This window comes from Christiangramia portivictoriae DSM 23547 (assembly GCF_000423045.1).
Classification (GTDB): Bacteria; Bacteroidota; Bacteroidia; order Flavobacteriales; family Flavobacteriaceae; genus Christiangramia; species Christiangramia portivictoriae.
This window is the reverse complement of record NZ_AUHF01000001.1, coordinates 18,895-43,004: the sequence shown is the minus strand read 5'-3', so window position 1 is coordinate 43,004 and position 24,110 is coordinate 18,895. Positions and strand designations below refer to the sequence as shown.

The 24,110-nt window shown below is 41.4% G+C and carries 25 protein-coding genes; 15 read left to right on the top strand and 10 right to left on the bottom strand.

Annotation, left to right across the window (positions count from 1 at the left end; genetic code table 11):
* From dut to G529_RS0100190, 7 genes are read left to right on the top strand one after another with little or no spacing between them, the layout of a single operon-like run.
* Complete coding sequence (gene dut / locus G529_RS0100220) at positions 1-435, top strand: dUTP diphosphatase (protein ID WP_026913612.1); 435 nt, start codon at positions 1-3, stop codon at positions 433-435.
* A gap of 33 nt (positions 436-468) precedes the next feature.
* Positions 469-1,479 carry a sugar phosphate nucleotidyltransferase gene (locus tag G529_RS0100215; protein WP_026913611.1) on the top strand — a complete coding sequence of 337 codons (1,011 nt, stop codon included), beginning with the start codon at positions 469-471 and terminating at the stop codon, positions 1,477-1,479.
* 5 nt (positions 1,480-1,484) lie between these two features.
* Positions 1,485-2,849 (top strand): tetratricopeptide repeat protein, encoded by a 1,365-nt coding sequence (locus G529_RS0100210; protein ID WP_026913610.1) that lies wholly within the window; start codon positions 1,485-1,487, stop codon positions 2,847-2,849.
* Positions 2,849-3,619 (top strand): lipoprotein insertase outer membrane protein LolB1, encoded by a 771-nt coding sequence (gene lolB1 / locus G529_RS0100205; protein WP_026913609.1) that lies wholly within the window; start codon positions 2,849-2,851, stop codon positions 3,617-3,619. Before G529_RS0100210 ends, lolB1 begins: the two co-directional genes overlap by 1 nt.
* A 5-nt stretch (positions 3,620-3,624) precedes the next feature.
* Entirely contained in the window at positions 3,625-4,839 is a 1,215-nt protein-coding gene (locus G529_RS0100200; RefSeq protein ID WP_026913608.1) for a murein hydrolase activator EnvC family protein, read from the top strand.
* A gap of 52 nt (positions 4,840-4,891) precedes the next feature.
* Complete coding sequence (locus G529_RS0100195; protein ID WP_026913607.1) at positions 4,892-5,593, top strand: hypothetical protein; 702 nt, start codon at positions 4,892-4,894, stop codon at positions 5,591-5,593.
* Positions 5,577-6,197, top strand: a complete 621-nt coding sequence (locus tag G529_RS0100190) for a hypothetical protein (protein ID WP_026913606.1) — start codon at positions 5,577-5,579, stop codon at positions 6,195-6,197. Before G529_RS0100195 ends, G529_RS0100190 begins: the two co-directional genes overlap by 17 nt.
* Here the strand turns inward: G529_RS0100190 and G529_RS0100185 are convergent, their stop codons facing one another.
* Entirely contained in the window at positions 6,198-6,707 is a 510-nt protein-coding gene (locus G529_RS0100185; protein WP_026913605.1) for an acyl-CoA thioesterase, read from the bottom strand.
* Positions 6,708-6,768: 61 nt separating this feature from the next.
* A complete protein-coding gene (locus G529_RS0100180; protein ID WP_026913604.1) occupies positions 6,769-7,698 on the bottom strand; it encodes an HU domain-containing protein in 930 nt (309 codons plus the stop codon).
* A 99-nt stretch (positions 7,699-7,797) separates the two neighbouring features.
* Here G529_RS0100180 and dprA point away from each other — a divergent pair, with 99 nt between their 5' ends.
* Positions 7,798-8,901 carry a DNA-processing protein DprA gene (gene dprA, locus G529_RS0100175; RefSeq protein ID WP_026913603.1) on the top strand — a complete coding sequence of 368 codons (1,104 nt, stop codon included), beginning with the start codon at positions 7,798-7,800 and terminating at the stop codon, positions 8,899-8,901.
* A gap of 2 nt (positions 8,902-8,903) precedes the next feature.
* Here the strand turns inward: dprA and trpS are convergent, their stop codons facing one another.
* Positions 8,904-9,872: a tryptophan--tRNA ligase gene (gene trpS / locus G529_RS0100170; RefSeq protein WP_026913602.1), complete on the bottom strand. Its 969-nt coding sequence runs from the start codon at positions 9,870-9,872 to the stop codon at positions 8,904-8,906.
* A gap of 73 nt (positions 9,873-9,945) precedes the next feature.
* Between trpS and G529_RS0100165 the strand changes: the two genes are divergently transcribed.
* Positions 9,946-10,689 (top strand): lysophospholipid acyltransferase family protein, encoded by a 744-nt coding sequence (locus G529_RS0100165; RefSeq protein WP_026913601.1) that lies wholly within the window; start codon positions 9,946-9,948, stop codon positions 10,687-10,689.
* Here the strand turns inward: G529_RS0100165 and G529_RS0100160 are convergent.
* The 4 genes from G529_RS0100160 to recA all read right to left on the bottom strand — a co-directional run bounded on the left by G529_RS0100160 (position 10,686) and on the right by recA (position 14,346).
* Positions 10,686-12,251: a hypothetical protein gene (locus G529_RS0100160; RefSeq protein WP_026913600.1), complete on the bottom strand. Its 1,566-nt coding sequence runs from the start codon at positions 12,249-12,251 to the stop codon at positions 10,686-10,688. The two genes, G529_RS0100165 and G529_RS0100160, sit on opposite strands and share 4 nt — an antisense overlap.
* Complete coding sequence (locus tag G529_RS0100155; protein WP_026913599.1) at positions 12,248-12,790, bottom strand: RNA polymerase sigma factor; 543 nt, start codon at positions 12,788-12,790, stop codon at positions 12,248-12,250. Before G529_RS0100155 ends, G529_RS0100160 begins: the two co-directional genes overlap by 4 nt.
* Before the next feature lie 21 nt (positions 12,791-12,811).
* Positions 12,812-13,246, bottom strand: a complete 435-nt coding sequence (locus tag G529_RS0100150) for a hypothetical protein (RefSeq protein WP_026913598.1) — start codon at positions 13,244-13,246, stop codon at positions 12,812-12,814.
* 83 nt (positions 13,247-13,329) lie between these two features.
* Positions 13,330-14,346, bottom strand: coding sequence for a recombinase RecA (recA, locus tag G529_RS0100145; RefSeq protein ID WP_026913597.1), 1,017 nt, complete (start codon positions 14,344-14,346; stop codon positions 13,330-13,332).
* A 195-nt stretch (positions 14,347-14,541) separates the two neighbouring features.
* On the opposite strand from recA, the gene trhO reads away from it, so the two are divergent.
* From trhO to G529_RS0100110, 6 genes are all read left to right on the top strand, one after another.
* On the top strand, positions 14,542-15,573 hold the full coding sequence (gene trhO, locus G529_RS0100140; protein ID WP_026913596.1) for an oxygen-dependent tRNA uridine(34) hydroxylase TrhO: 1,032 nt from the start codon (positions 14,542-14,544) through the stop codon (positions 15,571-15,573).
* Between the two features lie 202 nt (positions 15,574-15,775).
* Positions 15,776-16,951, top strand: a complete 1,176-nt coding sequence (locus G529_RS0100130; protein WP_026913595.1) for a PSP1 domain-containing protein — start codon at positions 15,776-15,778, stop codon at positions 16,949-16,951.
* Complete coding sequence (locus tag G529_RS0100125; protein WP_026913594.1) at positions 16,944-17,426, top strand: gliding motility lipoprotein GldH; 483 nt, start codon at positions 16,944-16,946, stop codon at positions 17,424-17,426. The genes G529_RS0100130 and G529_RS0100125 overlap by 8 nt, the downstream gene beginning before the upstream one ends.
* 13 nt (positions 17,427-17,439) lie before the next feature.
* Positions 17,440-19,749: a penicillin-binding protein 1A gene (locus tag G529_RS0100120; protein WP_026913593.1), complete on the top strand. Its 2,310-nt coding sequence runs from the start codon at positions 17,440-17,442 to the stop codon at positions 19,747-19,749.
* A 109-nt stretch (positions 19,750-19,858) separates the two neighbouring features.
* Positions 19,859-20,560, top strand: coding sequence for a CoA transferase subunit A (locus tag G529_RS0100115; RefSeq protein WP_026913592.1), 702 nt, complete (start codon positions 19,859-19,861; stop codon positions 20,558-20,560).
* A 3-nt stretch (positions 20,561-20,563) separates the two neighbouring features.
* Complete coding sequence (locus tag G529_RS0100110) at positions 20,564-21,220, top strand: CoA transferase subunit B (protein WP_026913591.1); 657 nt, start codon at positions 20,564-20,566, stop codon at positions 21,218-21,220.
* Between the two features lie 47 nt (positions 21,221-21,267).
* Here G529_RS0100110 and G529_RS0100105 read toward each other — a convergent pair whose 3' ends face one another.
* From G529_RS0100105 to G529_RS0100095, 3 genes are read right to left on the bottom strand one after another with little or no spacing between them, the layout of a single operon-like run.
* Positions 21,268-22,416 (bottom strand): serine hydrolase domain-containing protein, encoded by a 1,149-nt coding sequence (locus tag G529_RS0100105; protein ID WP_157514508.1) that lies wholly within the window; start codon positions 22,414-22,416, stop codon positions 21,268-21,270.
* A gap of 18 nt (positions 22,417-22,434) precedes the next feature.
* Complete coding sequence (locus G529_RS0100100) at positions 22,435-22,911, bottom strand: methylated-DNA--[protein]-cysteine S-methyltransferase (protein WP_035695358.1); 477 nt, start codon at positions 22,909-22,911, stop codon at positions 22,435-22,437.
* On the bottom strand, positions 22,886-24,016 hold the full coding sequence (locus tag G529_RS0100095) for a CNNM domain-containing protein (RefSeq protein WP_026913588.1): 1,131 nt from the start codon (positions 24,014-24,016) through the stop codon (positions 22,886-22,888). The genes G529_RS0100100 and G529_RS0100095 overlap by 26 nt, the downstream gene beginning before the upstream one ends.
* Between the last annotated feature and the right edge of the window lie 94 nt (positions 24,017-24,110).

The following is a 24,110-nucleotide window of genomic DNA, read 5'->3' as shown; positions in this document are numbered from 1 at the left end:
ATGGAAGTAAAAGTGATCAATAAGTCGGCACATAAGTTGCCGCATTATGAAACCAATTTTTCTGCAGGTATGGATCTTCGAGCCAATATTGAAGAACCAATAACGCTTAAACCTTTGGAACGTACTATTGTAAAAACAGGACTTTTTATAGAATTACCTTTGGGATTTGAAGCCCAGGTAAGACCAAGAAGCGGTCTCGCAGCAAAAAAAGGCATCACGGTACTCAATGCTCCAGGAACGATAGATGCCGATTATAGAGGCGAAATTGGTGTTATCCTTGTAAATTTGTCCAACGAAGCATTTGAGATCCAGAATGGAGAACGAATCGCTCAAATGGTCATCGCGAAACACGAACAGATCTCCTGGGAAGAAGTGGATATTCTTGGAGAAACTTCCCGGGGCGCAGGAGGTTTTGGAAGCACAGGAAATAACTAGCCCATATTTAAAGATTAATTAAAAAGCTATAAAATGAAAATTATTGTACCAATGGCAGGTCGTGGATCACGGCTTCGTCCACATACATTAACAGTTCCAAAACCTTTAATTCCTATCGCTGGAAAACCAATCGTTCACCGACTGGTTGAAGACATTGCAAAAGTTCTTGATGAAAAGATCGACGAGGTCGCATTCATCATAGGAGAGGATTTTGGAGAAAAAGTGGAAGAAGATCTTAAAAAGATCGCCGAGAGTCTTGGCGCCAAAGGAACGATCTATTACCAGGACAAACCACTGGGAACCGGTCACGCCATTATGTGTGCTAAGGAATCCCTTAGCGGTCCTGCCGTGGTTGCTTATGCCGATACACTTTTTAAAGCCGACTTTAACCTGGACAAATCTGCAGATGCAGTAATGTGGGTGAAGAAAGTTGAAAATCCATCAGCTTATGGTGTGGTGAAGCTCAATGACAATAATGAGATCACCGATCTTGTGGAAAAGCCTGAAGAATTTGTTTCAGATCTTGCGGTTATTGGTATATACTATTTCAAGGATGTGGCAGTTTTAAAAGATGAACTTCAGAATGTTCTGGATGCAAAGCTAACCCGCGGTGGAGAGTATCAGATCAACGATGGGATTGAAGCAATGCGTAAAAACGGACTTCGTTTTGTGCCAGGGAAAGTAGATGAATGGATGGACTGTGGAAACAAGAATGTAACCGTGGAAACCAACGGCAGAATGCTGAATTTCCTGCATCAGGATGGAGAAAAACTGATGGCAGACTCTGTAAAGATCAAAGATTCTGAAATTACCGAACCTTGTTATATTGGTGAAAATGTGGAATTGATCAATGCTAAAATTGGACCTAACGTATCCATTGGTGATGGAACTAAAATTGAAAACAGTACCGTAAAGAACAGTCTTATCCAGACCTTTGCTGAAGTGAAAAATGCAAAACTTGATAATGCCATGATCGGGAATTTTGCCAGATTTGATGGAGATTTTACCCAGATTAGCATTGGTGATTACTCTGTTTTAGAATAATATTTATGCGTTCATCCTGGAGCCTATTTTTAATGCTATGTTTGATGATTTCTGTGCAGGCACAGGAAGACGAACGTCCATTTAAAGATGTGAACCAGGATGATCTCGGTCTTGTGAATGATGAGTTTCAGGAACTGTTCTTTGAAGCTCTCAAGCAAAAAGGCATTGAGAATTACGAAAAAGCAATTGTAGCACTGCGTAAAGCTTCAGAAATTTCTGAAGACAACGCGGTGCTTTATTTTGAACTCGGTAAGAATTATCGGGAACTTCAGCAATTTCCGGCAGCTATTGAAAATTTTCAGAAGGCTACAGCATTAGAACCCAAACGGGAAGCTATACTTGTTTCACTATTCGAAACCTATGCCTCCATTCAAGATTTTGACAACGCCATTTCCACAGTGGAAAAGCTGATAGGCTTTGATACAGATTATAAGGAAGACCTGGCGAATTTGTACCTGCTTAATGAAGACTATGAGAATGCCTTACAACTTATCGACCAACTGGATCAGGACTTAGGAGCAAATTCCTATCGTAATTCATTACGCCGGCAGATCTATGCGAGGACCAATAATACCGATGCTCAAATTGAGAATTTAAGGCAGAGTATCGCAGCCAATCCTGAGCAGGAAAAAAATTACCTGAATCTCATTTATATGTATAGCGAGCAGGGTGAGGACGAAGAAGCTTATAAGGTGGCCAATGAACTGCTGGAAAGCAATCCCGGCTCTTCCCTGGCTCATCTCGCATTGTATAAATTTCAGCTGGAAAAACACGAGCCTGAAGCTGCGGTAGCTTCCATGGAAATTGTTTTTGAAAGTGAAGAAATTGATGCAGAGTCCAAGTTCAAGGTGCTTAATGACTTCCTGATTTATGTTCAGGAGAACACCGAATTCGAAGACCGTCTGGTAGCAGTGGCAGAAAAACTTACCCAAACTGAGAATGCGCCAGGTTTATATGAAAAGCTGGGACAGTTTTATCTTCAAAAAGCTGATCGTGAAAATGCACTACGGTATTTTAAACTGGGAATCAAAAAGAACGCTGCCAATTTTGAACTAATCAGGAATACACTGTTGCTGCAAGTAGAACTTCAAAAATTTAAAGAGGTAAGATCCTTGAGCTCACAGGCACTGGAAAATTTTCCATCGCAGCCTGTGTTATACCTGTTTCAGGGCGTTGCACTTAATAAACTTGAGAAGTTCGAACAGGCAGAAAGCATTTTGAAAGACGGCTTGGATTACCTGGTGGATGATAGAAGACTGGAAGCCGATTTCTATGCCCAGCTTTCTTTGAGCTATAGTGGTATGAATAATGCAGGATTGGCGAATGAATACCGCGCCAAAGCGGAAAAATTACTTAAAGAAATAAATTGATGATTAGAAGAATATTTGCACTGGTATTTATGACGGTTATGATAGCTTCCTGCGGAAGTTCACGCCGCGCCGGAAAGATCGTTACAAAAAACACTGAAGCCGTTTCTATTATAAAAAAGCATTATGCTGAAGAAGCCGATTATAAGACCGCTTCCGGAAAATTGAGAGCAGTGTACCAGGATGATGAAAAAACACAATCTGTAAATCTTAGCTTTAGAATGGAAAAAGACAAGGCGATCTGGATGAGCGCAAGCATTCTTGGATTTCCTGTGGCCAAAGCATATATTACTCCTAATAGTGTGAGCTATTATGAAAAAGTGACTCAAAGCTATTTTGATGGAGATTTTAGATTAGTAAGTGATTTTCTGGGAACTCCGCTGGATTTTCAAAAACTTCAGAATTTGCTGATTGGGCAGGCGATCTATGACCTTCGTACGGAAGTATACGATTTCACACAATCTCCAAAAGGATTTCAGTTCGTTCAGGCAGAAGATGCAGATATGAAGAAAATGTTCCTGCTGGACAGTCGCACCTTAAAAGCAGCTGCTCAGCAACTGGCACAGGTTTCAGAAAACAGAAGCCTTACCGTCACCTATTCAGATTACCAGGTGGTAGACGGTATTGTTTTTCCTGAAGCGATACGTATCATCGCAAATGAAGGCGGTAGCAGCACTAATATTGACATAACCTACAGAAGCATCAGCTTCAATGAGGAAGTTAGTTTTCCTTTCGATATCCCTTCCGGATACGAAGAAATAAGCTTGAAATGATTAGCATGAAGGCTTCAAATATTTTAATTATTTTATTGCTTTGCCTCGGCGGCACGCAGCTTAGCTATGCTCAAACAGATCGTGAAGAACTGGAAAAAAGGCGAATTCAGCTTAGAAATGAAATTACCAGGATCAATGAGCTTAGAATTTCCAACCAGAAGAAACAACGCTCGGTGCTGGTGCAGGTGGAAGATCTTGGCCAGCAGATAAAAAGCACTGAAGATCTTATAAAGCTCACCAACCAGCAGGCGAATTTGCTTACGAGGGAAATTACAACGAATACAAACAAAATTGGAGCGCTTAGAAAGGAGCTGGAACAACTTAAGGAGGATTACGCCCGAATGATCGAGAAAAGCTATAAGAGCAAGTCTCAGCAAAGCAGAGTGATGTTCCTGCTGTCTTCTCAAAACTTCCTGCAGGCCTACAAACGCCTTCAGTACATGAAGCAGTATACCAATTATCGAAAACAGCAGGGAGAGGAGATCAAGGCGAATACAATAGAATTGCAGCAATTGAACTCCAGACTGGTGAAGCAGAAGGAAGAAAAGCAGAAGCTTATCGCAGAAAACAGGAAAACCAGGGCTCAACTGGAACAGAATCGAAAATCACAGCAGGAACTTGTTTCAACCATAAAAAAACGAGAAGGTGAGTTTGCGAGTCAGTTAAAAACTAAGCAGAACGAGATCGACCAGATCGACAGGGCGATTGATCGAATGATTCGGGAATCTATCGCGAAAGCAAATAAAGAGAGTGGATCGAGTTCGAGAAGCACCTATGAACTTACCCCGGAAGCGAAAGCGCTGGCGACCGATTTTAATAACAACAAAGGCAAATTGCCATGGCCGGTAAAATCTGGTGTGGTGACGATGAAATTTGGAAAACAGCCGCATCCAGTAGTAAGCTCGGTAATGGTGAATAATAACGGGGTACGAATAGATACCGATAAAGGTGGAAAAGCACGTGCCGTCTTTAATGGAACCGTTAGTGAAGTACAGGCCGTAAAAGGTGCAAACAAGGCCGTGATGGTTAGACACGGTGATTTCATAACGATCTATAACAACCTGGAGAATGTTTTTGTGAAAAAAGGGGATGCGGTAAGAACAGAGCAGGAGATAGGTGAGATCGCCACCAGTAAAACCACGGGTAAAACGACCTTACATTTCCTTTTGTACAAAAATGACCAGAAGATGGATCCGGCAGGCTGGATCTATAGAATGTAATTGCCACGCAACCATTTAGCTTTATAAGCATCTAAGGAATAGAATCTATCTTATGAAGTTAGTAAAGCCCGGTTTTTATGGCGTAATTCTGCTTTTCTTCGCACTGTCGCTATATTCCTGTACACCTGTATCCATAGAAAACAACAAACGCATTCTGGTACAGGGAAAATTCGTAACTCCTGAAGGCACTGCGCTGCAGGGGATCCGGGTAAGTACCATTACAGATATCAATAGTTTTTTAAGCCGGGGACAGGGAACACTTTCTGAAGCTTTAAGTGATCAAAACGGGAATATTTCCATGGTTTCACTGGATGTGAACCCTGGAATTTTATGCCTGGATATTACTGGTACATCGAATGATCGAAGACTGCAGAGTTTTACAGTTTGTGATTCGGCCTTCAGCAGAAACGAGACTTTATTGGATCTGGGGGAATGGGTCCTTAAAGAACTTATCGAGACGCGAATTATCATTCGCCATAATTCAGACTTCAATTATAGCCTGAAGTTTGAATCATCTTCAGTAGAAATAAATATTAACGATTGGAATGAATTAAACTCTTACGATGAAGCAGACCTGGACTCAAAATATAGCACCAGGGAAGGCTTTATAAATTCTGAAAATCAGGTTGAAACTTTAAAACTTATCACTGCTGATAATTCAAGGGTTAATTTACAATTACAGAATGCACAGGGAGTATATATTTATGAATTTGAGGTGGATGAAATCGATAACCATTATGAGATCGATCTTTAGAGTTTTCACACTATCATTGCTTTGCACTTATAGCTCAATAATTGCACAGGAGCAGGACAGCATTGAATTTTTTCCACATCATTTTAATCGTATACAGTTGGATCCTGAACTTAGTCTGCTAACTGCTTTAGGCGATGGATTTCTAAAAGACGCCTATGACCTTGACATTGGAACAGGTCTTAGTGCCGACTTCTACCTTCATAAGAACTGGTATGTGGGAACACGTTTTTTAAACATCAATACGCGCGTAGAAAAGTCTGAGAAAATTGGTGATATTCAAAGCACGAGGATCTTCACCTTCGGCGTTCAGGGTGCATATGTACATCAATTCAATAAAAGATTATATCTGGATCTAATTGCAGGTATTGGGACGACCGGATATTATCATGATTCAAAGTTTGGTACGAACTTCAGGGATTCAGCAACCAGTATCTGGGCTGGTCCGAAAATTAGTTATCGTATCAATAATTTCTTCGGAATATTTCTTGGTAGTGAAATCAGAAGAGATTTTATGAATATAGCAGTGAGCCCCCAATTGGAAGACTACTTTGGAAATGTGAACTTATTGACTTTAAGGGCAGGCGTGAGGTTTATCACGCATTAATTAGTCAAAAAGAGCCTTAAGTTCAGTTGCATCGCCAGGTTGCATCTTTCCAGCCAGTACAAGACTCAATTGCTTTCTACGCAATGCGGCTGCAAATCTTTCCTTTTCCAGATCTGTTTCTGGCTCTAGCTGTGGAATTTGAATGGGAGTACCCGTTTCATCTACGGCAACGAAAGTATAGATCGCTTCGTTAGCTTTGGTTCTGCGCCCGCTTTCGCGGTCTTCTACCCAAACATCGATAAAGATCTCCATGGAACTCTTAAAAGCCCTTGAAACCGCTGCTTCTACTGTCACCACACTTCCTAATGGAATCGCTTTATTGAAGGCCACGTGATTAACCGAAGCAGTAACTACAATCCTGCGACTGTGGCGCCTGGCTGCGATACTTGCTGCACGATCCATTCTGGCCAGTAGTTCACCACCAAAAAGATTGTTAAGTGGATTGGTTTCACTTGGTAAAACAAGATCTGTTAACGTAGTACGGGATTCATTGGGTGATTTAGCCTCCATGTAAAATTTTTTGCAAAAATAGGGAGGTTACCGGTAATTACGCAGTTAACGAACTATTAAATTACAGTTCCTGAACCAATAACCAGGCTGCATCGTTGGTTTTCTTGACCGCATACAGTTTGTTGATCGCCTCTCTTCTGGTTTGATGACTGGAATAAACTACCTGGTGAAGACCATACTTGTTCACACCAAGTAAACGAGCTTTAAAACCTTCAGCCTTCAGTTCATCCACTTTGTTCTGGGCATTTTCTTCAACTCTAAAAGCTCCTGCAACAACATGATAGTTACCGGATTGTTTCTCAACCTCGAAGGTAACCGCTGGTAAAGGATTGTCTATCACAAAGGTTGCCTGTTGAATTTGTTCCTGAAGCTGCGTTTCTGCTTCCTGCTGTTCCGCGATATTATGCTTTGTAACCTGGCTGCTGTAAATATTCAGTCCGGCGAAACTTGAAAGTCCCACAGCAATCAGACCAATGGCAGCATATTTCCATACCGGTGATCTTCTGCTTTCAGGAGTAAAAGTAATAGGAGCTTTTTCCTCAAGTTCTGATACCTGTTGTTTGTAAACCTCTCTGTTAACCGGCAATGCTTTGTAGGTATCCAGACCAAAGGACTGTGTAAGAAAATTCACGTTTGTAACTGGCTCGAACTGTAGTTTTTCCTCGTTATCCAGGAAAAGTTCTCCTATATTTTCCAGTCTTGCTTTAGAAGCATTTTGCAAAGATGACTCCAGGTCATAAACATATTCCTGGATCATGTTATTTGCCGTCTGATAATTTACATTCTCGACTTCAGCAATATAATTAGCCAGGAGTCCGTCATTTTTGATCAACTGCCTGTTGAACGAGATCACCTTTTTTGGAGGAAAGAACTCGTTGGAATTTTTATCGATAAAAGCTGATTGCTTCTGAGCCAGAAAGGCTCCAAAACCTGGAAGGACCACACATTCGTAACGGTAAAGCAGGTCCTGTATGTAATTGGAAATATTCATCGAGTGCAAAAATATAGGTTAATGACAGTTAGTTAAAGTTACCTAAACAATTTTTATTAACAAATGATTTTTTCTGTAAATTTCGTCAAATTATCCTGAATGGAACCTGATCAACTTTTGTACACCCTGGCGCTGCAACATGTTCCAAATCTGGGTGATAGCACGGCTAAAAAACTCATTAGACATTTTGGTTCTGCGGAAAATGTTTTCAGGGAAAAGAAATCAAATTTACTGAAGATTGATGGTATTGGAAAGACCAGGATTGGTGAAATCGAAGATCCATTACATCTGAAGGAAGCTGAAAAGGAACTACATTTTATTCAGAAGAATAAAATCCATGTACATTTTTTCAAGGAAGATGACTACCCCGAAAAACTGAAACACTGCCAGGATGCACCTTTGTTGCTGTTTAGCCGAGGGAATATAGCCATGCATCGACGTAGAATTCTAAGTATCGTTGGCACCCGGCAGATTAGCTCGCATGGCATTTCTTTTTGCGAACAGCTCATAGAAGAACTAGCTCCTTTAGATCCGGTTATTGTCTCTGGATTTGCATACGGAACCGATATTACCGCTCACAAAGCCGCCATCAGGAATAAACTGCAAACAATTGCCTGCCTTGCACATGGATTGAACCAGATCTATCCCAAACCACATAAGAAGTACATGCAAGAGATGGAGGAGAACGGAGGCTTTTTTACCGACTTCTGGAGCAGCGATACTTTTGATCGCAACAACTTCCTGAAACGCAACCGGATCATTGCCGGATTAAGCGAAGCAACGGTAGTGATAGAAAGTGCCGAAAAGGGAGGTGCTCTGGTCACGGCAGATATTGCCAATTCTTATGACCGGGAAGTATTTGCAGTTCCTGGTAGACCGGGAGACAAATCCAGTATTGGTTGCAATGAACTCATTAAATGCCAGAACGCACGAGTTCTTACTTCTGCCGCCGATATCGCTTATATGCTGAACTGGCGTACCGTTGAGCAGGATCTCAAACCAATTCAGAAGAGATTATTTATCGAGCTGGAAGCAGAAGAACAGGTATTGTTCGACCAGTTACAAATTCAGGGAAAAACAGAACTGGACCTGCTGGCACTTCAGTGTAAGATACCAACTTTTAAGACTGCATCCTTGCTTTTGAGTATGGAATTAAAGGGAGCGGTTAGACCTCTCCCTGGTAAGTTGTTTGAGATCGCGTAAGTTTAGTAGCCTAATCTGGTCCTTACTTTAGCCAGAACTTCATTTGCGACGTTTTTCGCTTTTTTAGCCCCAATTAATAGTGCCTTGTCTACTTCCTCAAGGTTATTGATATAGTATTCGTATTTCTCGCGTGGTTCAGCAAATTTATCTCTAACCAGCTCGAACAAGGCCTGTTTCGCATGACCGTAACCATATCCACCTGCTTCATAATTCTTTCTCATTTCAGCAGTTTGCTCTTCAGAAGCCATGATCTTATAAAGCGCAAATACATTACAGGTATCGGGGTCTTTTGGATCTTCCAGTGGCGTACTATTGGTTGCGATACCCATGATCTGCTTTCTTAGCTTCTTATCGGTCTGGAAAATATTGATGGTATTATCTTTGGATTTGCTCATCTTCGCGCCATCGGTGCCTGGAATGTACATGGTTTCTTCCTGTACTTTACCTTCAGGAATTACAAAAACCTCTCCCATTTTCGCATGAAATCGGGAAGCAACATCACGGGTCATTTCGATATGTTGCAGTTGATCTTTACCTACGGGAACAATTTCAGCATCATACATAAGGATATCGGCTGCCATCAGCATAGGATACGTAAACAATCCGCTATTCACGTCTTCAAGCCTATCTGCCTTATCTTTAAAGGAATGCGCGAGGGTTAGACGCTGGTATGGAAAAAAGCAACTTAAATACCAGGAAAGTTCTGCAACCTGAGGAATATCAGACTGGCGATAAAAAACACTTCTTTCTATATCAAGTCCACAGGCAAGCCAGGTTGCGGCCACAGAAAACGTGTTTTGCCGAAGGGTTTCAGCATCTTTGATCTGCGTAAGCGAATGCAGGTCTGCAATAAAAATAAAAGAATCATTTTTAGGATCGTTTGCCATAGTGATGGCTGGCATGATTGCACCAAGCAAATTCCCTAAATGCGGGGTTCCTGTACTCTGGACTCCTGTAAGTATTCTTGACATGGACTTTCTGAATTTTCCTGCAAAGGTAAATTTTTTATAGAACTCCTTCCTTTCATTTTACTACTTTTGAAGCATGAGATACATCAAAATGGCAGGCATCCTATTATGGAGAATCTGGTTCTATATTCTCCTGATCGTGCCTATCGTGATAATGCTTCCTGTTTTGATCGTATTTACCACTTCTGAAAGGTTTTACCCGCAATATTATGTGTGCTCCCGTATATGGGCGAAATGTATTCTCTACGGAATGGGTTTCTGGATTCATGTGGAAGCAGAGGAAATTCCAGAAAAACAGAAAAGCTATATGCTGGTAGCAAATCATACAAGCATGCTGGATATCATGCAGATGCTGGTGATCATGAAGCAGCCTTTTGTATTTATTGGAAAGAAGGAACTTAGTAAAATCCCGGTTTTTGGATTTTTCTACAAGCGAACCTGTATTCTGGTGGATAGAAAGAATCAGCAAAGCCGGAAAGCTGCATTTCTGGAAGCTCAGAGAAGGTTAAAACAGGGGAATTCCATTTGTATATTTCCTGAAGGCGGAGTGCCAGATGATCAGTCGGTCGTACTGGACCAGTTTAAGGAAGGAGCCTTCAGGCTCGCCATTGAACACCAGATACCAATTGTTCCCATCACTTTTCATGATTCTAAAAAAAGATTTTCATATAAATTCCTGTCTGGCAGTCCAGGCAGATTAAGAATCAAGATCCATCATTTTCTGTCTACCCGCGGTCTGGAAATGAATGATAGAAAAGAAATCAAGAATTCAACTTTCAGGATCATTCATGATGAATTGGTAGACCCTAGCGTGCACTAGAAAGTATAGCTAATCCCCGAGTAGACTCCAAAGTTAACTGGACGCACATTATCAACATTGGTAAAAGTATTTACCTGGTATTTCACAATAGGCTCCACACTCAGGCTAATTTTATCGCTAAACTCATAATCCACACCAATGCCCACATTGGTGCTCAAACTGGTTTTATTGATATTGGAGGCCGTTCCAAGTTTGGTTCTGGATTCGGAAGTCACAAGATCCACACTATTCTGGTCAAGGAACAGTCCGCTTGCACCACCAATAAGATTCAGTCCAAAACGTTCGTCGATCAAGGCATATTCCACTTCTAGGGGAACTTCGATAAAGCCAAATTGCTGATTGATCTCCCCGGGAGTAAATACAGATGGAGAAATAACACTTCCAGTGCTACCATCACTATTGCCACCAAAACTAGGTAAACCACTTTCAGGTGCCGGAGCATCTGTCCTAATTTCAATATTATCTTCTAAAGAGTTGATATTATTAAAACCTGGATTCATTGCCGTTGGGCTGTACGAAACATTAGCGATATTCTGGCTCATATTCACCTTACTAATCCCCGTCCTAATCTTGACATTTTTGGCAATATCATAGGCCAGCTTAACACCGTAAGAGAAAGTTACTTCGGTATTCGTTGAGTTATTTGAAAACTGGTTGGACAGTATATTTCCATCCCCAAGGTTGGTATAGAAAACCGGAGCTGCAAAGGTAGACAGGCGAAGATTTTTCTGGTTAAGGTCTTCCTCCTCTTCGTTTTCTTTATTTTCTTCGGAAGTTTTTGCAGCCAATAATTTTTCGAGTTGGTTCAGGGAAGTATCCTGTATAAGAGCAGTACTTAACAGTTCATCTGAAAGTTCAGGGTTTCTTTCATTCCAATAGCTTTCAAATATACTTACAATGGTGTTTCTCTTTACATCTTCATCGTTCGAAGTTATTGCTTCGCTAATGACAGCTGTAGTGGCTGAGGTACTATATTTATTCTCTAAATTATTTTCTTCCAAATTTTGATCATGAGTATTTTCCTGATGAGCATAGCGGGAATCTTCTTTTGATCTTTGATTGGTATGGGATTCTTTTGACCCTGATTTATTTAGGTCTTTTTGGTCTTCACTGTCAGAATTACTTCTTTTATCAGCAATAGCCGCATTGGAACTGCCTGCTTCATCAGAGGTGTTTTTATTTTTCTGTTTGTTATGCAAAGTGGCAGCAGGTTGCTCTTTTTGACTGGTATTATACTTATCTACGATCTTTTCTTCTGAAGAATAGTCCTTATCAATATTCCCGTTGTTTTCTGCTCCGGTTTCAACCGACTCATTCACAAATCCAGGTTCTCGAACTTCCGTAGAAGAAACATTCATTTTCCAGATTCCTGTGGCGACTAAGGCCAGGATTACTGCTGCGGCACTAAACTTAAGCCACAATGGAATAACCGGTTTTTGTGCAACCGGCGCTCCAGCATCCAGGCGCGAAGCAATCTGCTCCCAGTTTCTTGGAGATGGTTCTTTCTCGAAGTCCTTGAACTTCTCCTGAAAGATCCTGTCTATATTTTTTTTCTCTTTCATGATGATTTAACTGCTTTTGAGTTCTGTACCAATTCGATCTTCTCCTTTAAAGAGGTTCTGGCTCTGGCCAGGTTCGATTTGGATGTTCCCTCAGTAATACTTAGTAAATCTGATATTTCTTTATGGGAGTAGCCATCCAGTACATAAAGGTTAAATACCTGTCTATACCTTTCTGGCAGATCCTGAACACATTGTAGTAGGAAGTCTACTGAAATGTCTTCTGTTTCAACCTCAATTTCATCTTCCTGCAGATCTTCCTCATTGGTAATGCCATAAACTTTCTGCTGCCTGTGTTTCTGAAGCGAGGTATTGATAAGGATTCGTTTCATCCAGCCTTCAAAGGATCCTTTATCCTGAAACTGACCAATCTTTTCAAAAATGGTCACGAATCCATCCTGCAAATTATCTTCCGCTTGCTGGTAATTATCTGAATACTTCAAACATATACCAAACAACTTGGGAGAATAGAGCCGGTAAAGCTCTTCCTGAGCTTTCCTGTCTTGTTGTTTACAACGGTAGATGAGGTCTTTTGAACCCACGTATTCATATTAGGTTAGTACTTAGGACTGCTCCATTACAACAGGTATGGTAACTTCTTCATATATCGGTTCATCCCCGTCCTGTCCTGTCCAGAATCTAAAAGTGTAATCTCTTTCTTCGTCAACAGTCAATACAAACCTCGTGCTTGCAGGATGTCCGGTTACATCACGGTTGCAGGAATTATTCTCAACAACTGCGGTGATCACGGAGATGTAGATCTGGCTTCTTTCTTCTGAAGTAGTGCCTGCTCTTCGAGCGTCCAGCGCTTGAAAGTTATTACAATCTGATGGAAAAACGAAACCGACTCTAACATCGTATGTTCTGCCCAGAACCAGTTCATCTGGCAAATCATAATCGGTAATGCTTGCTAATTCGTAGGAGGTGATTTGGGAATCATTATCTACAGAACAACCTATCAGCAGTAATGTCAGGGCTATTACAACCAATTTTTTCATATTCTTATTGCTTTCGTAGTAGATGCAATAATTGATAAATGGTTGCGTGCGGCACAAAAAAAATCCCCATTCGGGGATTTTTTTTAAGCTTCTTTAGCGACCTTGATCGCGTCTTTAATTTTGACTTCCAGTTCTTCCATAAGATCCGGATTATCTTTAAGCAGGTTTTTAACGGCATCCCGTCCCTGTCCTAACTTGGTGTCCTCATAGCTAAACCATGATCCACTTTTCTTTACGATCTCATAATCAACTCCAATATCAATGATCTCTCCAATCTTGGAAACACCCTCACCATACATGATGTCGAATTCAGCAGTTTTAAAAGGAGGAGCAACCTTGTTCTTCACTACCTTCACTCTGGTCTTATTACCCATAACATTGTTAGCGCTATCCTTGATCTGGGTGGATCTTCTAATATCCAGACGAACGGAAGCATAGAATTTCAAGGCGTTACCACCAGTTGTAGTTTCCGGGTTCCCGAACATCACCCCAATCTTCTCTCTCAATTGGTTGATAAAGATGACGGTACAATTTGTTTTGCTAATGGATGAAGTAAGTTTTCTAAGTGCCTGGGACATTAGCCTGGCATGAAGACCCATTTTGGAATCTCCCATCTCTCCTTCGATCTCGCTTTTTGGCGTTAGTGCCGCAACAGAGTCAATCACAATAATATCGATCGCTCCAGAGCGAATCAAATTATCTGCAATCTCTAAAGCCTGTTCTCCATTGTCTGGTTGAGAAATAATAAGATTGTCTATATCAACATCTAATTTTTCCGCATAAAACCGATCGAAAGCATGTTCAGCATCGATAAAAGCAGCAATACCACCTTTTTTCTGAGCTTCAGCAATTGCATGTAAGGTCAGGGTGGTTTTACCGGAAGATTCAGGACCATAGATCTCGATCACTCTTCCTCGTGGATATCCTCCCACTCCCAAAGCAAGGTCCAATCCAAGTGAACCTGTAGAAATCGCGTCCACATCTACGACTACCTGGTCGCTCATTTTCATCACGGTACCCTTTCCGTAGGTTTTATCCATTTTGTCAAGGGTAAGCTTTAATGCTTTTAATTTCGCTTCTTTCTCTTTATCGTTGCTCATGTATATGTTTTAAAATATGCAATTTAGGTGTGCTAAAATACTATAAGTTTTGTTGCAATACAATAAAAATGTAGTTGCAATTATGGAATTATTCCGAATATTTGGATAAGATCTGAATATATCCAAATTTTCTGGCTTCAGTTAAAAATGTATCTTTGCCAAAATTTATCTTAACCCTTAAAATATTAGTATAGCATGCAACTGTACAATAAATTGAGCGCTAAGGAAAGGGAAGCACTATTAGAAGAAGCCGGTGAAGACAGGCTTACGCTCTCTTTCTATGCATACGCAAAAATCGGAAACCCCGAACTTTTCAGAAATCACTTATTTATCGCCTGGGACCAGATGGATGTTCTGGGAAGAATCTATGTTGCCCATGAGGGCATTAACGCCCAGCTTTCAGTTCCTGCCAGGCGTTTTAATGAATTCAAGAAGTTTATCGATGAGATTTATTTTTTGGAGAATGTACGACTGAACATTGCCATAGAACATGATATCAAATCGTTTTTGAAGCTAAAAGTAAAAGTGCGTAAGAAGATCGTGGCAGATGGCCTTAATGATGACACTTTTGATGTCACCAATAAAGGTATTCATGTAGATGCGGCCAGGTTCAATGAGCTTATCAATGATCCAAACACGGTGCTGGTAGATATGAGAAATCACTACGAGAGCGAAATTGGCCATTTTAAAGGGGCGATCACCCCAGATGTGGATACTTTCCGGGATTCGCTGGATATTATCGAAGAAGATCTTAAAGATCATAAAGAAGATAAGAACCTCGTAATGTACTGTACCGGCGGAATACGTTGTGAAAAAGCAAGTGCTTATTATAAACATAAAGGTTTCCAGAACGTTTATCAACTGGAAGGTGGTATCATTGAATATACCCGTCAGGTTGAAAATCAGCAACTGGAAAATAAATTCATAGGTAAGAACTTTGTATTCGATCATCGACGTGCCGAGCGAATTTCAGAAGATGTGATCGCACAATGTCATCAATGCGGAAAAACATGTGATACGCATGTAAATTGCGCGAACGAAGCCTGTCACCTGCTATTCATTCAATGTGAGGAATGTGCTGAAAAAATGGATAATTGCTGTTCTACAGATTGTAAGGAGATCCATGCCCTGCCTTACGAAGAACAGAAGGCATTGAGAAAAGGAAAAGGTGCCAGCAATAAGATTTTTAAGAAAGGAAGATCTAAAGTATTGCTGTACAAGCAATAGTTTCTTCTCAATGGTGGAGCCAATTAATATTGGTATATTTACTGTTGAAAATTTTTTATGAACCTCAAGGAGGTACTTTAGGAAATGCCGGATGCCCGAAGGGGCTGTGAAGATGAAGGAGATCCTGCGCCAGAAAGCAAAGCGCTTAGACAGGATGATGTTTACAGGCTATCTAAAGCTACGCCCTCAATATATATAACATATGGCTTGCACAAGTTGCTCGACCGGCAAAGACGGTCAGCCGAAAGGATGTAAGAATAACGGAACCTGTGGAACAGACAGTTGTAATAAACTAAGCGTTTTCGACTGGCTTTCCAATATGTCTCTTCCGGGAGGCGTGGAAGCTTTTAATATCGTAGAAGTTCGTTTTAAGAACGGCCGTAAACATTTCTATCGAAATACCGAAAACCTGAGCCTGAGTATTGGCGATGTAGTTGCTACGGAAGCCAGCCCGGGTCACGATGTGGGACAGGTAAGTCTTACCGGGGAGCTCGTTCGCGTACAGATGAAGAAGAAAAAAGTTGCGCAGAATTCAGATGAAGTTCTGAAGATCTATCGCAAGGCTTCTCAGAGAGATATCGACATCTGGCAGGAAGGAAGAGAGCGCGAGGAAAAGATCAAACAACGTTCAAGACAGATCGCTATCAGGCTTAATTTAAGTATGAAAATTAGCGATATCGAGTTCCAGGGAGATGGTTCCAAAGCCACTTTTTACTATACTGCGGAAGATCGTGTGGATTTCAGACAACTAATCAAAGAATTCGCACGGGAATTCAATACCCGTATTGAAATGAAACAGATCGGGCTTCGACAGGAAGCGGCGAGACTTGGAGGGATTGGTTCCTGCGGTCGTGAACTTTGCTGTTCTACCTGGCTTACAGATTTTAGATCTGTGAGCACGTCAGCAGCAAGATATCAGCAACTATCCCTTAATCCTCAGAAACTTGCTGGGCAATGCGGGAAATTAAAGTGCTGCCTTAACTACGAATTGGATACTTATCTGGAAGCATTAAAATCTTTTCCAAAAACCGACGTTAAGTTAAAAACAAAGAAGGGAACTGCAGTTTGCCAGAAAATAGACATTTTCAAAGGTGCTCTCTGGTATGCCTATGAAGGAGAATGGATGAACTGGCACCAGTTGAGTCCGGAACAGGCAAATAAGATCGTAGCCCTGAACAAAAAAGGGGAACAGGCTACAAGCCTGGAGGAGTATGAAACTGAAGTGATCCTGAGCGAAGAAAAGGAAAAAGGATTTAATAATTCTGGAGGTGAAGATAGTCTCACTCGTTTTGATAAACCAAAGCAACAGCAGCGCAAGAAACGCAATAAGAAGAGAAAGAAACGCAAGCCAAACCCTACAAAGTCTAAAAATGCGTAAAGTTTTTTTCCTTCTAATTTTTGTTTCAGCCTTTATAGTGAGCTGCGATGAAAAACGGGTTTATGACGAATACAAGTCGATTAAGGAATGGCATAAAGATTCACTGGTTACTTTTGAACTTGAGGAACTGGACTCTACGAAGGTGTATGATCTGTTCATTAATGTAAGGAACAATAACCAGTACGCTTACAGTAATTTGTTTTTGATCACCGAGATCAGGTTCCCGCAGGGAAAGGTGATCAGCGATACTCTCGAGTATGAAATGGCTCAGCCAGACGGTAAATGGCTTGGTGAAGGTTTTGGTGATATCAAGGAAAGCAAACTCTGGTACAAGGAAGATGTAAAGTTCGAGGAAGCGGGCAGATACAGAGTGAGCATCCAGCAGGCGATGCGTAAGAATGGTGATGTGGATGGTATCGAAAAACTGGAGGGAATTACCGACATTGGATTTAGAATTGAAAAGAACGACAATTAATTTTAGCATATAAATGGCCGCTACTACCAAAAAAACTAAGAAACCTGCGCACAGCAACCGCAAGTACATCGTTGGCTTCTGGACATTGTTTGGAATAGGAATTCTAGCTGGAATTCTAATTTTCCTTTTCGCGGGTTGGGGATTCTTCGGAAAGATGCCTTCTTTCGATGAACTCGAAAACCCTGAAAACAACCTTGCTACCGAGATCTTTTCCGCAGATGGAGAAACTTTAGGTAAATATTACAGTGAGAACAGAACCCCAATAAAGTATGAAGATCTTCCAGATCACCTGGTACAGGCTTTAATCGCTACTGAAGATGAACGTTTTTATCAACATGCGGGGATCGATGCAAAAGGAACCGCCAGGGCCGCAGTATACCTGGGAACAAGAGGAGGTGCGAGTACCATTACGCAACAATTAGCAAAACAATTATTTACTGAAGATGTTGCACAGAATGATGTGGAACGGGTATTTCAGAAAGTAAAGGAATGGGTTATTTCTACCAGGCTTGAGCGCCAGTACACGAAGGAAGAGATCATTACCATGTACTTCAACAAATACGATTTTATCTACCAGGCGGTGGGAATTCGTTCTGCCTCGAAAATCTATTTTGATAAGGAACCTTCAGAATTGAAGATAGAAGAGTCGGCAGTTCTGGTAGGAATGCTGAAGAACTCGGCGCTTTACAATCCCATGAGAAGACCAGAACTGGTTAAATCCAGAAGAAACCAGGTTTTTGAACAAATGAATCGTAATGGTTTTATTTCTGAACAGGAAACAGATTCTCTTCAGAAGTTACCTATGAAAATTGAATTCACTCCGGAAGGGCATGATGAAGGAATGGCGACTTATTTCAGAGCCTACCTTCAGGGCTTCATGAAGGATTGGATCGCGGAAAATCCGAAGCCTGATGGATCTGAATATAGTCTTTATCGTGACGGACTCAAGATATACACCAGTATTGACTCCAAGATGCAGGAATATGCAGAGAATGCAGTCACCAGCCATATCGCCAATCTTCAGAAATCATTTGATCGCCAGAATGAGAAAAATCCAACGGCACCTTTTCGTGATATTACAGAAGATGAGGTAGAGTCCAGTATACAAAACGCAATGAGAGTCTCTGCCCGCTGGAAGCAAATGAAAGCACAGGGAAAATCTGATGCTGAGATCAAGAAGTCCTTCAAGGAGAAAGCAGAAATGAGAGTTTTTAGCTGGAAAGGAAACATTGATACGGTAATGACTCCGCGTGATTCCATTCTTTACTATAAAGCATTTTTACAGGCAGGAATGATGTCTATGGTTCCTCAAACCGGCGAAGTAAAGGCCTGGGTTGGAGGAATTGACTTTAAGCATTTCAAATACGAGCACGTGAAGCAGGGGAAAAGACAGGTTGGTTCTACCTTCAAGCCTTTTGTGTATGCAACTGCGATAGACCAGCTAAAATTCTCACCCTGTGATACCTTGCCAAGATCTAAATTCACGATCGAAGCCGGTAAACACGGGAACATGAAAGACTGGGCGCCCAGAAACAGTGATGGTGAATATTCAGGAATGCTTTCGCTTAAACAGGCGCTGGCAAACTCTGTAAATACCATTACAGCGCGTTTGATCGATAAAACAGGACCAGGACCCGTGATCGATTTGCTTGGTAAACTGGGTATAGATACTGAAAATGTACCTGCAGTACCTTCCATCGCACTGGGAACGGCAGATATCAGTCTTTTTGAGATGGTTTCTGCATACAGCACTTTTGCGAACCAGGGAGTTTATATCAAACCTGTTATGGTGAATCGTATCGAAGACAAGAACGGGACGGTACTTTATCAAAATGTGCCTGAAACCAGGGATGTTCTTAGTAAAGAAGCGGCTTATGTCACGGTAAACCTGTTGGAAGGTGTAACGCAGGGAGGTTCAGGAACCAGGCTGCGTAATACCTGGGGAACAACCAATGCATTCTATAAAGATGTGATGACCGGGTATCCTTATGATTTTAAAAATCCGATTGCAGGGAAAACAGGTACCACTCAAAATCAAAGTGATGGCTGGTTCATGGGAATGGTTCCAGACCTTGTCACAGGAGTATGGGTTGGGGCAGAAGATCGTGCAGTGCATTTTCCAGGAATACAATATGGCCAGGGAGCTACCATGGCGCTGCCCATCTGGGGAATGTACATGAAAGATGTCTATGCAAACCCAGATCTCAAGGTATCTAAAGAAGCTTTTGAAAGACCGGATAATTTAAGTATTGCGACAGATTGCGCAAGCTATAACTCGAGCAGTTCAAATGAAGATTCGGTTCCAGAGGAACTCGATTTTTAAATAATTCGCAGAATTTCAGTCTAAAAATTCTGGAATGTTCAATTATGCCGACTTCAGGCGTTGTATCGACCTTTTAAATTTTGTATTTTCGGATTAAATTCTGAAAATAATGATCATAAAAACGGTTGATAGCGTACAGAAGGCTACTGAAGGTGTAGAAGACGGAATGACTTTTATGCTTGGTGGATTCGGACTCTGCGGAATTCCGGAGAACGCCATTTCTGAACTGGTACGCCTTAATATTAAAAATCTAACCTGTATTTCCAATAATGCAGGTGTAGACGATTTTGGGCTTGGGCAATTACTTCACAAGAAACAGATCGATAAAATGGTTTCTTCATATGTAGGAGAGAATGCCATATTCGAAAAACAAATGCTTAGCGGTGAACTGGAGGTGGAATTGATTCCGCAGGGAACGCTTGCAGCCAGATGCCAAGCAGCACAACAGGGTTTTCCAGCGATCTATACACCAGCAGGTTATGGAACTGAAGTTGCTGAAGACAAGGAAACCCGTGAATTTGACGGGAAAATGTATGTTCTAGAAGAAGCTTTCAAGGCAGATTTCGCCTTTGTAAAAGCCTGGAAAGGAGATAAAGCCGGCAATCTTGTTTTTAAAGGAACTGCTAGAAATTTTAACCCGGTCATGTGTGGTGCAGCAAAGATCACCGTAGCTGAAGTGGAAGAACTTGTAGAACCAGGAGAACTGGATCCAAACCATATTCACGTTCCGGGAATTTTCGTGCAAAGGATCTTCCAGGGTAAGAATTATGAGAAAAGAATTGAACAACGTACGGTTAGACAAAAAGATTAAGGAATGGCACTAGATAAAAACGGAATAGCAAAGCGAATTGCTAAAGAAGTAAAAGATGGATATTACGTAAATCTTGGGATAGGGATTCCAACACTGGTTGCCAACTTTGTTCGTGATGATATACAGGTGGAATTTCAAAGCGAAAATGGAATTCTGGGAATGGGACCATTTCCTATAGATGGAGAAGAAGACGCCGATCTTATTAATGCCGGGAAACAGACCATTACTGCCAGACCAGGAGCAAGTTTCTTTGATTCTGCCACCAGTTTTGGAATGATTAGAGGGAAGCATGTCGATCTTACGATTCTTGGAGCTATGGAAGTTGCTGAAAACGGAGATATCGCCAACTGGAAGATCCCGGGCAAAATGGTAAAAGGAATGGGAGGCGCCATGGATTTGGTGGCTTCAGCAGAAAATATCATCGTGGCCATGATGCATACCAATAAGGCCGGAGAATCCAAATTGCTTAAAAGATGTTCTCTGCCGCTCACAGGCGTTGGATGCGTGACTAAAATCGTAACAAACCTGGCAGTGATAGAAGTAACCGATAATGGCTTTAAATTGCTGGAAACGGCACCGGGTGTGAGCGTGGAAGACGTTCAAAATGCCACGGAAGGAAAACTCATCGTCGAAGGCGATATTCCTGAAATGCAATTATAAATTCAAAGCCGGATTTATTCCGGCTTTTTTTATTCTATACGGTAGCTTTATAGATTTCGGTTTTCGAGCATCTTGTAAGTCTCATCTATATAACGATAGAAATCTTCATAATGTTTATCATTATCCTTTCGAATGAGCTTTTCACCCAATCTAACGATGACGAGCTCATCCTCAGGAATTATAATCACATATTGTCCTAGAATACCACGCATATAATAAATCTCTTTATCTTTATAATCGCTTAGCCAGAAGCCGTAACCATAGTATGGTGAGGCTTCGAACCTTGGTTGTGAAAGCTGGGCTATATAGGCAGCGTCCAGCAGTTGCTCGTCATTCCACCGTCCATTATTCAATAATAATTTTCCAAATTTCCCGAAATTTCTAGCGTTGGTAGCGATACAGCAATACGCTTTTTCCATCGCAGATTCCTTGCTATCCAATTGCCAGTGTGCATTGTCGTTCATTCCCATAGGTTTCCAGAAACTTTCGCTGAGGTAATTACTCAGGGTTTTTCCGGTGGCCTTTTCGATGACCATCGCCAGCAATTGTGTATTCCCGCTCAGATATTCAAATTCCTTCCCCGGAGTCTTGATCACTTTCAAATCCAGTACCTGTTCCCGGATATCTTTTCCGAAGTAAGCGCGGGCGGTAGACGCAAAAGGATTGTAATAATTTTCATTCCAGTTAAGCCCGGAAGCCATTGAAGAAAGGTCTCCAATTTTGAGGCTTTTGTCGAACTGAGGGAAAAAGTTTTCTACAGGTTGCTCGACATTTTCAAGATATCCATCCTGAATCGCCTTGTACATAAGTAATGTCACCACACTTTTCGCCATGGAAAAGGAGTTTGTCTGGCTCGCAGCCCCGTATTCCTGGTAATAATTTTCGTAGACCAGACTGTCATTCTGAATGATCAAAAATGCGGCAGATCCCAGTTCGCCATGAAGACTGTCCAGACTTCTGGTCGCATCGAAACTATTATAGTCCTTTGAGAGCGGCCATTCCTGAACATTTTCCCCATTCTTTATAACGGCATTTTCGAAGTAGGGATGATCATCGATAAAAGCAGTTTTGTGTCCGTTTAAATAAGTGGTTTGTACTGCTCGCAGAATATATCCATATCCTGTCACATAGAGACCAATGGAAAGAACAACGATAAATAACGCAATGTAGAGGAGTAGCTTGAAAATCTTTTTCATGTATTGAAAATAGCGAATTTAGAACAGACTTTGCTGCAATGGCGGGTTTTCCAGTTCCAGTAACCATTTCTTGCGATGCAGGCCACCAGCATAGCCAGTTAAAGAACCGTCAATTCCAATTACACGATGACAGGGAACAACGATCCAAAGCGGATTTTTCCCATTGGCGGCAGCAACGGCTCTAATGGCTTTCTCATCGCCTAATTTACGGGATAGTTCAAGGTATGAATGGGTAGTTCCATATGGGATATAGCTAAGTTCTTTCCAGACTTTCTTCTGAAAATCGGTTCCTTCCGGATTCAGTTTCAGATCAAATTCCTGTCTTTCTCCTGAAAAATATTGCTGGAGCTGAAGTACAGCCGACTCCAGCACTTCAGGTATTTCTGAAGATTCCACAGAAACTTCATCGAGTTTTATTTGCTGAATTCCGTGTTTATCCCCAATGATGGTGGCAATGCCAAGTGGAGTTCTAATGTTTGCCTGTTTCCTCGACATCAGATTGATCGCTGTTCTCTGTAGTTGAAGCTGTCTCCTGGTCCTGTTTTCTCTGGATGAGCCCAAGGCGTTTAGCGCGGCGTTCCCAGTTCTTTCTGGCCAGCACCTGCATGTCTTCCACACTATCACTTTCGTCCATGATCTCCAGGCCTAAAAGCGTTTCTATAATATCCTCCATGGTCACAATTCCGGTTGTATTACCAAATTCATCCACGATCATGGATATATGAGCACGTTTTTCCACGAAGATCTCGAACAATTCTGGAATAGGTGTATTGTCATTGGTCACCAAAATATCCCTTTTGATATTGCTCAAAGGTTGGTCACCGTGTTCATCGATCATTGCTTCCAGAACGTCATCCTTCAGAATAAATCCAGAGACGTTATTGGACTTTGTTTTGTATACGGGAATTCTTGAGAATTTCAGGTTTTTATGATTGGAATAGAAATCGCTCAGGCTCATACTTTCGTCCTCTACGATCGCTACAGAAAATGGTGTCATCACATCCTTGGCTTCAATGGACTTAAAAACGAGCAGGTTCTTGATCACGGTGGTTTCACTTTCTTCGAAAACACCTTCCTCTTCCGCAGCATCGGTGATCGCGGCAAATTCCTCACGACTCATCGTGCTTACATGAGCAGATTTCCCAATAAGTTTGGTTGTGAGCATCATAAGCCACAGGATTCCGGTATATTTCAGCGGGAAGATCATGATCTTTAACGCTTTGGCAGTGAAATTGCCTAAAGACTGCCAGTAAGTGGCTCCAATCGTCTTCGGAATAATTTCTGAAAGGATCAAAATTGCCAGAGTCATGATGGCAGAGACGATCATTACAGAATTACCTCCATCACCAAAGGTCTTTTCAGCCTGAACACCCACAAGAATTGCTCCCACAGTATGTGCAATGGTATTGATGGTTAGGATTGCGATAAGCGGCTTATCTATATCTTTCTTAAGATTGGCGAGTTCTTTGGCGTAGGTTTTACCTTCTTTTTTCCTGATCTTGATATAAGAGGGTGTTATGCTCAATAATGTGGCTTCCAGAATGGAACACATAAAAGAGAAAAATATCGATAATACGGCAAAAATGATTAGTAATCCCATGCACTTAAATAAGTTAGACTGGCTAATTTATGTATTCTCAATTCAAAAATTTACAAAGAAATTATAAAACAAAAAGGTCTTTCCAATTCGAAAG